Source organism: Roseovarius sp. CH_XMU1461 (assembly GCF_037027165.1).
GTDB classification, from domain to species: domain Bacteria; phylum Pseudomonadota; class Alphaproteobacteria; order Rhodobacterales; family Rhodobacteraceae; genus Roseovarius; species Roseovarius nubinhibens.
The window spans coordinates 627967-640206 of sequence record NZ_JAYMDV010000002.1 but is presented as its reverse complement, the minus strand read 5'-3'; the positions used below and the strand labels follow the sequence as shown (position 1 = coordinate 640206).

Annotated in this window: 12 protein-coding genes; 7 read left to right on the top strand and 5 right to left on the bottom strand. The window is 63.7% G+C overall.

Annotated features, from left to right (window positions below; translation table 11 throughout):
* The first annotated feature begins 80 nt into the window (after positions 1-80).
* The 5 genes from WA237_RS08445 to WA237_RS08425 all read left to right on the top strand — a co-directional run bounded on the left by WA237_RS08445 (position 81) and on the right by WA237_RS08425 (position 4457).
* Positions 81-512 (top strand): hypothetical protein, encoded by a 432-nt coding sequence (locus WA237_RS08445; RefSeq protein WP_336097335.1) that lies wholly within the window; start codon positions 81-83, stop codon positions 510-512.
* Positions 499-960, top strand: coding sequence for a hypothetical protein (locus WA237_RS08440; protein WP_336097334.1), 462 nt, complete (start codon positions 499-501; stop codon positions 958-960). Before WA237_RS08445 ends, WA237_RS08440 begins: the two co-directional genes overlap by 14 nt.
* A 23-nt stretch (positions 961-983) precedes the next feature.
* Positions 984-1778: a pyrroline-5-carboxylate reductase family protein gene (locus tag WA237_RS08435; protein WP_336097333.1), complete on the top strand. Its 795-nt coding sequence runs from the start codon at positions 984-986 to the stop codon at positions 1776-1778.
* Positions 1779-1852: 74 nt separating this feature from the next.
* Positions 1853-2980 carry a peptide chain release factor 2 gene (gene prfB, locus WA237_RS08430; protein WP_009815056.1) on the top strand — a complete coding sequence of 376 codons (1128 nt, stop codon included), beginning with the start codon at positions 1853-1855 and terminating at the stop codon, positions 2978-2980.
* 70 nt (positions 2981-3050) lie between these two features.
* On the top strand, positions 3051-4457 hold the full coding sequence (locus WA237_RS08425; protein ID WP_336097332.1) for an amidase: 1407 nt from the start codon (positions 3051-3053) through the stop codon (positions 4455-4457).
* A gap of 53 nt (positions 4458-4510) precedes the next feature.
* Here WA237_RS08425 and WA237_RS08420 read toward each other — a convergent pair whose 3' ends face one another.
* The 3 genes from WA237_RS08420 to WA237_RS08410 all read right to left on the bottom strand — a co-directional run bounded on the left by WA237_RS08420 (position 4511) and on the right by WA237_RS08410 (position 6897).
* Positions 4511-4783, bottom strand: a complete 273-nt coding sequence (locus WA237_RS08420) for a hypothetical protein (protein WP_336097331.1) — start codon at positions 4781-4783, stop codon at positions 4511-4513.
* On the bottom strand, positions 4780-5937 hold the full coding sequence (locus WA237_RS08415; RefSeq protein ID WP_009815059.1) for an aromatic ring-hydroxylating oxygenase subunit alpha: 1158 nt from the start codon (positions 5935-5937) through the stop codon (positions 4780-4782). Before WA237_RS08415 ends, WA237_RS08420 begins: the two co-directional genes overlap by 4 nt.
* Before the next feature lie 135 nt (positions 5938-6072).
* On the bottom strand, positions 6073-6897 hold the full coding sequence (locus WA237_RS08410; RefSeq protein WP_254655690.1) for a helix-turn-helix domain-containing protein: 825 nt from the start codon (positions 6895-6897) through the stop codon (positions 6073-6075).
* Between the two features lie 233 nt (positions 6898-7130).
* Here WA237_RS08410 and WA237_RS08405 point away from each other — a divergent pair, with 233 nt between their 5' ends.
* A complete protein-coding gene (locus WA237_RS08405; protein ID WP_336097329.1) occupies positions 7131-7496 on the top strand; it encodes a hypothetical protein in 366 nt (121 codons plus the stop codon).
* 138 nt (positions 7497-7634) lie between these two features.
* On the opposite strand, the gene ilvN is transcribed toward WA237_RS08405, so the two are convergent.
* Together ilvN and WA237_RS08395 are read right to left on the bottom strand one after the other, a co-directional pair.
* Complete coding sequence (gene ilvN, locus WA237_RS08400; protein WP_216017177.1) at positions 7635-8192, bottom strand: acetolactate synthase small subunit; 558 nt, start codon at positions 8190-8192, stop codon at positions 7635-7637.
* A gap of 31 nt (positions 8193-8223) precedes the next feature.
* Positions 8224-9978: an acetolactate synthase 3 large subunit gene (locus WA237_RS08395; protein ID WP_336097327.1), complete on the bottom strand. Its 1755-nt coding sequence runs from the start codon at positions 9976-9978 to the stop codon at positions 8224-8226.
* 365 nt (positions 9979-10343) lie between these two features.
* On the opposite strand from WA237_RS08395, the gene WA237_RS08390 reads away from it, so the two are divergent.
* A complete protein-coding gene (locus tag WA237_RS08390; RefSeq protein WP_336097326.1) occupies positions 10344-12227 on the top strand; it encodes a PhoX family protein in 1884 nt (627 codons plus the stop codon).
* Positions 12228-12240 lie beyond the last annotated feature (13 nt).

The window sequence follows — 12240 nt, the reverse complement described above, 5'->3', positions numbered from 1 at the left end:
CCCCTTCATATCCCTGTGCTTTCCTGACGCCATTCTAAGTCGACATTATCAGGCGACGATTGGCGAAAGGGATTTCAGACATGCGACGATGGATTGCGCGGCTCGGCATGATACCTGCCGCGCTTGCCTTTGCGGCGGGGGCGGCGCAGGCCGCGGGGCCGAAAGTGCGGGTGACCAACCAATGCCCCGAAGAGATGTATCTCTACCTCTATTATCAGCCGACGGCGGGCGATTGGCGCACCGCTGGCTGGTACACGATTGCGCCGGGGGCGCGCACCACGCTCTCCCATGATGGTGAGACGATCCGCCATGAGTTCAGCAAATATCTCTATGTCTACGCCGACACAGCCAGCGGCCATGGCTATTTCAACGATGCCGAGCTGGGCTCGCAGAAGCTGAATGAGATGTTGCTGATCAAGGCCGGCGACGAACGCTATCTCAAGGCCTATCCGGCCACGGGAGAGACGCGCGACGATATTTTTGACTGGGTGATGCGCTGTGACAAATATTGACCGAACCGGCGGCATGCGCCGCGACACCCGATCCCCGCGCCGTGCCCTGATCCTTGGGCTGGCTGCACTCCTGCTGGGCGCGCTGAGCCTGCCCGCCATGGCCGAGCGCGACAAGAACCGCGCCCGGCAATTGGTGCTGGTGAACCAATGTCATCTCGATTTGCAGGTGGCGGTGCTCTATTCGCCCGCGCCCGATGTCTGGCGCAAGGCGGGCTGGTACACGATGGCGAGCGGCGAATATATCATGCCCTATAAGGGCGATACCAAACTACGGCATCGCGACAATGCGCGGCTCGTGGTGGCGGCCAACAAGAAGGGCGACACCGATATCATCATCAAGAACAGGAAAGAGGCGCATGAGTTCGAATATAAAGGCGAACGGCTCAAGGGGATGTTTGCCCTCCGGGTGCTGCGTGGGCCTTATGTGGAAAGCTATATCACCTGCTGAAGGCGGCGGCGAAAGGGCGACATATGCGTGATCTGACACCTCTGGCGCTGGTCGGTGCCTCGGGCTGGCTTGGCCGGTTCATGGGGCCTGCGCTGTTGCGGGCGGGCGTGGTCGGGCCCGATGATTTCATCGGGCTGAACCGGTCAGGTGCGTCCGAGGCCTATGCCGAATGGCCTGGGCTGCGCTGGTCCACCGATCCCGAGGCGGGGCTGGCGGGTGCGCGGATGGTGATCCTGTCGCTGCGCCCCGATGAGTTTCGCGCCGCCCCGTTGCGCTGTCCCGGGGCGCTCGTCCTGTCGGTCATGGCCGGGGTGAGCATGGAGGAGATCCGCGCGCGCACCGGCGCGCGGGCGGTGGTGCGGTCGATGCCCAATGCGGCGATGGAGATCGGTCAGAGCTTTAGCCCCTGGGTGGCGGATGCCGAGGCGGATGACGCCGACCGGGCCATGGTGCGCGCCGTGCTCGGCGCGTCGGGGCGCGAAGAGGCCTTTGCCCGCGAGGCCGATATCGACGTCTATGCGGCGATCTGTGGCGCGGGGCCGGCCTGGGCCGCGCTCTTGCTCGAGGCGCTGGCGGCGGCGGGCCGGGCCGAGGGGCTGTCGCCCGAACAGGCTCTGGCAGCGGCAGAGGGCGCGGTGGTCGGCGCGGGCGCGATGCTCGCGGGTCAAGGCGCGCAGGCGGGGGCCATGGTCGACGAGTTCATCGCCTATGCGGGCACCACGGCGGCGGGGCTTGAGGCGGCGCGCGGCGCGGGCTTTGCCGAGGCGGTGGCGGCGGGGATTGCGGCGGGCACGCAAAAGGCGCGGGCGCTTGGCTAAGTGATGCGCGCCGCCTTGCCGCTGCGCCAATGCTGCGGTATCACGCAGGCCTGAGCAGACAAAGGGCCAAAACTATGCGCGCGGAAATTCAGACGGTTGTGCAGGAGATCGAGAAATCGCTGGAGCTGTTGCGCCAGCGGATGGATTGGGACACCGCCAAACACCGGCTTGAGGAGTTCAACGCGCGGGTCGAGGATCCGAACCTCTGGGACGATCCCGCCAAGGCGCAGAAACTCATGCGCGAGCGCCAGTCTCTTGTCGATGCGATCGACACCCATGACGCTATCAATCAGGAAATGAGCGACAATATCGAGCTCATCGAGCTGGGCGAGATGGAAGGCGACAATGAGGTGATCGGCGAGGCCGAAAGCGCGCTCAAATCGCTCAAGGAGAAGGCCGGGGCGAAGGAGCTCGAGGCGCTGCTCAATGGCGAGGCGGATGCCAATGACACCTTCCTCGAGATCAACGCGGGCGCCGGCGGCACCGAGAGCTGTGACTGGGCCTCGATGCTGGCGCGGATGTATGTGCGCTGGGCCGAGAAGCGCGGCTATACGGTCGAGCTGCAATCCGAGAGTGCGGGCGAAGAGGCGGGGATCAAATCCGCCGCCTACAAGATTTCCGGGCATAACGCCTATGGCTGGCTCAAATCCGAAAGCGGCGTGCATCGGCTGGTGCGGATCAGCCCCTATGATTCCGCCGCCAAGCGGCACACGTCCTTTTCCTCGGTCTGGGTCTATCCGGTGGTCGATGACGATATCGAGATCGAGGTGAACCCCGCCGATATCCGCATCGACACCTATCGCAGCTCGGGCGCGGGCGGCCAGCACGTGAACACGACGGATTCGGCGGTGCGGATCACCCACCATCCGACGGGCATCGTGGTGACAAGTTCCGAGAAATCCCAGCACCAGAACCGTGACATCGCGATGAAGGCCCTGAAATCAAGGCTTTACCAGATGGAGCTCGACCGGCGGACGGCGGATATCAACGCCGCCCACGAGGCCAAGGGCGATGCCGGCTGGGGCAATCAGATCCGGTCCTACGTGTTGCAGCCCTATCAGATGGTCAAGGATCTGCGCACCAATGTGGAGACCTCGGACACCAAGGGCGTGCTCGACGGCGATCTCGATCAGTTCATGGCGGCGACGCTGGCGATGAATGTGAGCGGCAAGAGCCGCGCCGAGGCGCAGGGCGAGGATTGAGCCAGCGGTTGGCGTCCGGGGCGGGCGTCGAATTTGGGTATTTGAAACCAGAAAGAGAAGTGAGGCGCGCATGACCGACCCCGTGGATCTGGAGGCCAGCGCGCAGCTGGTGGAGCTGGCCGCCGGGCGGCTCAGCGTTGAGGCGCTGATGGAGGCGACCCTGGCGCGGGTGGCGGCGCGCAACGGGGCCTGTAACGCGGTGGTCTCGCCGCGTGATCCCGACGAGGTGATGGCAGAGGCGCGGTCCGCCGACCGGGCCGAGACGCGCGGGCCGCTGCATGGTCTGCCGGTGGCGATCAAGGATCTGGCCGATGCCAAGGGCCTGCCGACCAGCCATGGCTCGCCGGTGTTTGCCGGGCAGATTGCGCAAGGCGACAGCCTGCATGTGGCGCGGATGCGCGCGGCGGGGGCGATCATCATCGGCAAGACCAACACGCCGGAATTTGGCCTCGGCTCGCACACTTATAACCGGGTGCATGGCGCGACCGGCAATGCCTATGATCCGAGCGTGAGCTGTGGCGGGTCGTCCGGCGGCGCGGCGGTGGCGCTGGCGCATGGGATGGTGAGCCTTGCCGACGGCTCGGACATGATGGGCAGCCTGCGCAACCCGGCGGGCTGGAACAATGTCTATGGGATGCGGCCGAGCTGGGGCCGGGTGCCGTCGGAGCCGGGCGATGAGCTCTATCTGCACCGGTTGGCGACCAATGGCCCGATGGCGCGGAGCCCGCGGGATATGGCGCTTTTCATGTCGGTGATCGAAGGGCCGGGGGTGCAGCCCGAGGGCTGGCCCTTTGAGCCGACGCTCTTGCCGCAAGGGCAGATTGGCGCGGCGCGGCTTGGCTGGCTCGGCGATTGGGACGGGGCTTTTGCCTTTGAGCCTGGCATTCTCGATCTGTGTCGCGGCGCGGCGGATGTCTTTGGCGATCTTGGCTGCAAGGTCGAGGATCTGGCGGCACCGATGCCGCGCGAGGTGATCTGGGACGCCTGGGTCACGCTGCGCAATTTCTCCAACGCGGCGGGCAAAAAGCCGCTTTTGGAAAACCCGGAGACCCGCGATCAGCTCAAGCCCGAGGCGGTCTGGGAGATCGAGCGCGGGCTTGGTCTTTCGGCGATGGATCTGCAGGCGGCGAGCGCCGGGCGCAGCGCCTGGTTCAAACGCGCCATGGCGCTTTTTGAAGAGTATGACGCGCTCTTGCTGCCCTCGGCGCAGGTCTGGCCCTTTGCGCTCGACATGCCTTGGCCCAAGGCGATCGCGGGGCAGGAGATGGACACCTATCACCGCTGGATGGAGGTGGTGATCTGTGCCTCGATCCTCGGGCTGCCGGCGGCCTGTGTGCCAGCGGGCTTTGGCGACAACGGCCTGCCCATGGGGTTGCAGATCATCGGCGCGCCGGGGCGCGACCAGCAGGTTCTGGAACTGGCCGAGGCCTATCACCGCGCCAGTGATTGGCCGGGGCAGCGCCCGCCCCAAGGCTAAGAGCTCGGGCTAGGAGTTCCGCAAAGATCGGACGCTTGCGAGGGCGCGGGGCTTTAGGCCTCGCGCCCTTCGGCTTTGAGCCGGGCGTGGAGCTTGGGCGCATCGGCATGGCCCGCGTCCAGCGCGAAAATATAGGCATGGGTCAGGTAGAAACAGGCGGCGTCGAGATCATTGGCATGATCGGCGGCCTCGGCATAAAGCCGCACGAGGGCGGGCTTGTCGCCCGCCTCATGGGCCGCGAGGAGCCGCCGGTCGAGACCGCCTGCCATCGGGCCTGGCTTGCCTTCGGTCAGGTTCTCCGACATGGCCGCGACCGCGCCTGTCATTCCGCCGCTTGCGCGGTGCTGCGCCCGGCCATGATCTTGCCCGCGACCCAGGCGTGGAACATATGGGTCGGGCTGTCCATCACCGGCGAGAAGCGCCCGCCGTCATAGCCCTGTACATGGCGGCCCTTCTGCATGCCTTCGACCACGAAAATATCCTCTTCGAACACCTGCTTCCAGAGCTTGGTGTTCTGGGCGCGCAGCTCTTCGTCGGTCTCGGGCGTCGCATAGTAGAGATGGATATGTTCGACCGTGGCCTCGGGGCCCTTGGGCTCGAGCACGATGGCAAAGGCATGGTCGCGATGCACACCCAAAAGGACGTTGGGATAGACCGCGATATATTCGGCCTGCTCGTTCCACTTGGCGCCGACATCGGCAAAATCGGGGAATTTCTGGCCGCGCTCATTGGTGAGCTGGCGATAGACCAGCGTGCCCTGACCGGAATATTGATCCGGCTCTTCGATATTGTAGTGATCCTCGAGCCGCGAATAGCTGTTGAGACCGGGGTGCACCCAAGGCAGGTGATAGCTCTCGCAATAGTTTTCGACCGCGAGCTTCCAGTTGGTCTTGATCTCGAGGGTAAAGCGGCTGTCGGCACCGCCGTGATAGAGCGGCAGATCGAACTCTTTCCAACGCTCGATGACATGGGCCATGGCGTCCTCGAACGCGGGCGCATCGCCCGAGACGTTGATCCAGACCACATCGCGCCAGATATGGCTGCGCACCTCGTTGAGGCCGAGCGTGTCGCGGTCGATCGCCTGATGGGTGTTGTGGCCCGGGCCGCCCACATGCGGGGTCGAGACGAGCTTGCCCTTGGTCGAGTAGCACCAGGAGTGATAGGGGCAGCGGATCGCGCCCTCGATCTTGCGCGGCTCTTCGACGAGGATCATGCCCCGGTGGCGGCAGATGTTCTGAAAGACGCGGACCTGACCGTCGCGGTCGCGCAGCAGCAAAAGCGGCATGCCCATGAATTCCATCGGCACCGCATCGCCCGGTTCCGGCACATCGGCGGCGACGGCGAGACCCGACCAAGTGGCAAAGAGCACGGACTGCTTTTCTTCTTCATAGACAGCCGGGTCGATGTAATGGGCGTTGGGCAGCCCGTTGGCGCGGGCGACATCGGTGCGGACATTGGACAGGTCGGTCACAGGGCTCATGGCGAACTCCGAAAGGGGTGTGGCTTTCGGATATCTGACCGGAAATGCGCGGCGAAAAACCGTCAATGCGCGACCGAGTTTGCCTTTCGGCGACCAGTTTGCAGCGGTTGATTTGGCGCAAGGGCCGGGAGGCGCCTAGCGGAAATCCTGATCGAGTCGCAGCAGGCGCGCGTGGAATTGCGGCACCTCGTCGAGCGGCACTAGCCCTGAGCTGCGCGCCGCCTCCATCACCGCGCGGCGGTCGCGTCCGAGATGTTCGTAAACCATCCTTGTGGCACGGCGGCCCGTGACCTTTTCGCGCACGGTGCGGGTGACATAGCCCTCCCAGAGGTTGCTCTGGAACGAGGTTTCCTGGGTCAGGAAGTTGAAGGAACAGGCCAGCGAATCGCGATGGGTGACAATCGCCATGATGCCCTCTTCCTGGCGCATCACCAGGCCGCGAAATTCGCGGTCGCGGGGTTTGAGCGACAGGCCCTGACTGCGCAGCGCGGCGCGGGATTCGTAGCCGCGCAGGAAGGTATAGCCATCGGCACGGCTGATATAGACGAGGCCGCGCACGAATTGCGTGTCGTCGATAAAGCTAGGCCGCACAAAGCGATAGAACCCGTCGGGAAAGATCTCCATCGGCACCTGCACCGGGCCCGCGCCGAAAAACCCGGCCACCACCGGGTGATTGAGCAGGTCGATGCCGCCGGGCTGGATCGCCTCGACCGGTTCGAGCAGCACCCGCGCATCGACCTCGAAGAACTGACAGATCCGGTGCAGCACATCGGGGCGCGGAAAGCTCTCGCCCGAGAGGTAGCGGTTGAACTGGGTGCGGTTGATCCCAAGCTCGCGGCAGAGCCCGGCGACCGAGCTGTAGCTTTCCGAGAGCTTGCGCAGGTTCTCGCCAAAGATCGCCCGGAGCTCGGCCGGATCGACCGCGTCCGAGGCTGCTGCTGTTTGGGATTTTGCTGTCACGAATCGCACCAAGCGCTGGTCATTTTACTCTCTAGTCAGGGCTGTAACCCTTTGGCATATTAAGTCTTAAGGTTGTAAGTGATGCTATATCGCGTCACCCCTGACGTCAAGCCGCGTCAGACTGATCCCGCTTTGACACAAACGAACGAGCGAGGAAACCGCTTTCATTATGTATCCGAAAGACAAGACGCGTCATTCTAGTGAAGACGATGTTGGATATGGAGGCGACTGCGATGCTTGGTGTTGTTCTTTGGAGTGACGTGAAAGACAACCGTGCCGTTGTGTGGTGCGACGATCATGGTGATCTGGCCTTCTACAAACCGGGCAAAACAACCGCCGACCGCGCTGTGTTCAAGCCCGGCGATCTCATTCAATTCGAACTTCGCGAAGCGTCACAGATGAGAATTGTTGCGCGTCCTCAGATGCTTGCCCGTGACAGCCATCCCAATCTCGCGGATGAGCTCAAACAGGTGGGCGAGGCGATGGGCGTGGTCACTCATTCGCGCGACGCGAAACGCGCAAGCCCGCCGCAGGGGCGCACCCGGCGCGACGCGGATGTCATCCGCATGGACAGTTACCGCCGCGCCGAGGTGGCCTAAGCCACGGCGCGAACACGAAAAAGCCGCCCCAAAAGGCGGCCCGATCGATCCGGTTCACTCACGGATGAGGTCAAATCCACTCACGGATAGAGAGCAGACGGACCGGGCCGCCAACGGCCCGGTCTGATCGTTTTTGTGTCAGCCCCGCGGCAGGGCGGCGACCCCGGTGCGCGCGATGTCGATGAGCCCCAGCGGCCGCATCAGATCGGCAAAGGCGTCGATCTTGTCCGACGGGCCGGTGATCTCGAAGACGAAACTGCCAAGCGTGCTGTCGACCACATTGGCGCGGAAAATATCCGCCAGCCGCAGCGCCTCGACGCGTTTCTCGCCTTCGCCCTCGACCTTCATCAGCGCCAGTTCGCGTTCCACCACCGGGCCTTCGACGGTGAGGTCATGCACCGCATGCACCGGCACGATCCGGCCAAGCTGGGCCTTGATCTGTTCGATGATCTGCGGCGTGCCCTTGGTCACGATGGTGATGCGGCTGGTATGGCCGGTGTGATCGACCTCGGCCACGGTCAGGCTGTCGATGTTATAGCCCCGGCCCGAAAACAGCCCGATCACCCGCGCCAGAACCCCCGGTTCGTTGTCGACGAGCACCGCCAGCGTGTGGCTTTCCACCACGTCCGAGAAATTCGGCCGCAGGTTATAGGCGGAATGCTTGTTGGAGCCTTTTTTGATCTTCAGTGCGGACATTGCACAAATCCTTCCTTCGAATTCCAGCCGATCACACCAGCACCGCGCCGCCGGATTTGATGGCATCCTTGGTGGAGGCCTCGCCCAGCAGCATCTTGTTATGGGGCTCGCCCGACGGGATCATCGGGAAACAGTTCTCGTGCTTCTCGACCAGGCAGTCAAAGATGACCGGCCCGTCGTAGGTGATCATCTCCATGATCGCGTCATCGAGATCGTCGGGATCGCTACAGCGGATGCCCTTGGCGCCAAAGGCCTCGGCGAGCTTGACGAAATCGGGCAGCGCCTCGGACCAGCTGTGCGAATAGCGCTCGCCATGCAAGAGTTCCTGCCACTGGCGCACCATGCCGAGACGTTCATTGTTGAGGATGAACTGTTTCACCGGCAGGCGGAATTGCACCGCGGTGCCCATCTCCTGCATGTTCATGAGCCACGAGGCCTCGCCCGCGACATTGATCACCAGCGCCTCGGGATGCGCCATCTGCACCCCGATAGAGGCGGGGAAGCCATAGCCCATGGTGCCGAGCCCGCCCGAGGTCATCCAGCGGTTGGGATCGTTGAAGTTGAGATATTGCGCCGCCCACATCTGATGCTGGCCCACCTCGGTGGTGACATAGCGGTCGTGGTCGCGGGTCAGCGCCTCGAGCCGCGCCAGCGCGTGCTGCGGTTTGATCACCTTGCCGGTCTGTTTGAAGGCGAGGCAGTCGACCTTGCGCCATTCGTCGATCTTGGCACGCCATTTGGCGATGGCCGCGGCATTGGTCTTGCGACCGCGCGCCTTCCAGACCTTGAGAATATCTTCGAGAACATGTGCCACATCGCCGACAATCGGGATATCGGCCTTGATCACCTTGTTGATCGAGCTGGGATCAATGTCGATATGGGCCTTGGTGGAATGCGGGCTAAAGGCATCGACGCGGCCGGTGATCCGGTCGTCGAACCGGGCGCCGACATTGATCATCAGATCGCAATCATGCATCGCCATATTGGCCTCGTAGAGACCGTGCATCCCGAGCATGCCGAGCCAATGCTCGCCATTGGCCGGATAGGCGCCAAGCCCCATCAGCGTCGAGGTGATCGGCACGCCGGTGGCCTCGACCAGTTCCCGCAAGAGCTGGCTCGCCGCCGGGCCCGAATTGATCACGCCGCCGCCGGTGTAGAACACCGGGCGTTCGGCGGTCTCGAGCGCCTCCACCAGTTCGGTGATCTCTTCCATATCGCCTTTGACCTGCGGCTGATAATGCGAGACCCGCGCCTTGGCCGGGGGGGTATAGTCGCCATTGGCGAATTGCACATCCTTCGGGATGTCGACGAGCACCGGACCGGGACGGCCGGTGGTCGCCACATGGAACGCCTCATGCAGCGTGCCCGACAGACGGTTGGTGTCGCTCACCAGCCAATTGTGCTTGGTGCAAGGCCGGGTGATGCCCACCGTGTCGGCCTCTTGGAAGGCGTCATTGCCGATCATGAAGGTCGGCACCTGGCCGGTCAGCACCACGAGCGGGATCGAGTCGAGCAGCGCATCGGTGAGACCGGTCACCGCATTGGTGGCACCCGGGCCCGAAGTCACCAGCACCACGCCCGGCTTGCCGGTCGAGCGGGCATAGCCTTCGGCGGCATGCACCGCGCCCTGTTCATGGCGCACCAGCACGTGACGAATGTCATTTTGCTGAAATATCTCGTCATAAATCGGTAGCACGGCGCCCCCGGGATACCCGAATACGACGTCCACACCCTGATCCTTGAGGGCCTGAACCACCATTTTCGCTCCGGTCATCTGACGTGTCATATGCTTGCTCCGTTCATGACGTCATTGTCGTGCTGCATAAAAAAGCCCCCGTCGTTTCGGGGGCGCATGGGGAACCGTTATGGTTGTCCGTTACCGGCCCATGCGCCAAGATCCTACGATGACAATTAGCTGTGCCAATTGGGGCATCCTTATGCTGCGTGTGCGCGGGACATTATGAGCCGTGTCCGGGGGCGTCAAGCGCGTTTTGCGCATTTATTTCGTGAAACGGGGGTAAATCTTTGCATTTGTTGCGGGGATCGCCACGGGTGTCCCGGGCGTTCCGGCAGCTCTGCCGCATTCCCGTTACAGGAATCGGTCTAGATGCGCGGGCAAAGCCTTATCCCTTCTTTTCATGGAGACCTGCCATGCGCCAGCCCGTAAGCCCCGATCTGTCCGCCGACGACTGGGATGAAATCATCAACCCGCGTCCCGAGGAAACCGAGTTCGACCGCGTGGTCGAGGCCCATCTGTCGCGTCGCGGCTTTATGAGCGGTCTCGTGGCGCTCGGCTCCGGGGCTGCGGCCATGGGGCTCGGGCTTGGCGGGGCAGGGCGCGCCGAGGCGGGCAGCGACCGCTTTCCCTTCACGCCGATCGCCGCCCAGACCGATGGCACCGTGCATGTGCCCGAGGGCTATAGCTGGGAGGTGCTGGCCCGCTGGGGGGATCCGCTTTTCTCCGACGCGCCGGCCTTTGACAACGCGACCGGCGGCGGCGCCGCGGGCAGCGACCGGATCTTTGGCGAGAACACCGATGGGATGGAGCTCTTCAGCATCGGCAATCATCAGGTGATCGCGGTCAATCATGAATATGCCAACCGCGATGTGAACCTGCCGCAGCGCGAAGGCGGCGTGCCGGAAAATGCCGATGACGTGACCAAGCTGCAGAACCTGCAAGGCGTCGCGGTCTTTGAGGTGGCCAAGGGCGACGCGGGCTGGGAGGTGGTGATCGACAGCCCCTTCAACCGCCGCATCACCCATCTGACCCCGATCCGCATCAGCGGCCCGGCGGCAGGCCACGAGATGCTGCGCACCGAGGCCGATCCCGAGGGCAAGCTGGCGCTCGGCACATTTAACAACTGTGGCGCGGGCCGCACGCCCTGGGGCACGTTCCTGACCTGCGAAGAGAATTTCAACGGCTATTTCGGCGCCTCCGACGAGGCCCATGAGATGCCCGAGGATTTCAAACGCTACGGGATCAGCCATGATGGCTGGGGTTATGACTATCACAAACATGACGCGCGCTTTGACGTGGTCACCACCCCGAACGAGCCGCGCCGTGCGGGCTATGTGGTGGAAATCGACCCCGCCGATCCCAATTCGGTGCCGGTGAAACGCACCGGGCTTGGCCGGTTCAAACATGAAAACGCCGCCGTGGTTCTGGCCGCCGATGGCCGGGTCGTGGTCTATATGGGCGATGATGAGCGCGGCGAGTTTCTCTATAAATTCGTCTCCGATGGTGTCTATGCGCCGGGCGCCGACACCGAAGGCCTGCTCGACGACGGCACGCTCTATGCCGCCCGGTTCCTTGAGGACGGGCGCGGCGAATGGCTGCCGCTCACCGAAGAGACCACCGGCATGACGAAAGCCGAGATCGCGATCCTGACCCGGATGGCGGGGTCCAAGGCCGGGGCCACCACCATGGACCGTCCCGAATGGGTCGCGGTGAACCCGAACGCGGTCGAGGCCTATTGCGCCCTCACCAACAACAAGAACCGCGGCATCAAGCCCAATGCCGGCGGTGACGAAACCCCGGTCGGCGGCCCCAACCCGCGCGCCGAGAACAACTATGGCCAGATCGTCCGCTGGCGTCCCGATGCCGATGATCACGCGGCGCTGGGCTTTGACTGGGATCTCTATGTGATGGCGGGCAACCCGGATGTGCATGAAGACGCGCGCAAAGGCTCCGAGAATGTCTACACCGGCAATCTCTTCAACTCACCGGATGGGATGATGTTCGACAGCACCGGCCTCTTGTGGATCCAGACCGATGGCAAGGACAACAACGAGGGCGATTTCGCCGGCATGGGCAACAACCAGATGCTGGTCGGCGATCCCGTCACCGGCCGGATTGAGCGGTTCCTCACCGGGCCCTACGGGGCCGAGGTCACCGGGCTGGCCTGGTCGGCGGATCGGCGCACGATGTTCGTGGGCATCCAGCACCCCGACGCGCCCTTCCCCGATGGCGAAGGGCGTCTGCCGCGCTCGGCGGTGATTGCCGTCTGGCGCGACGATGGCGCAATGGTGGGCTAAGCGCACACCACCT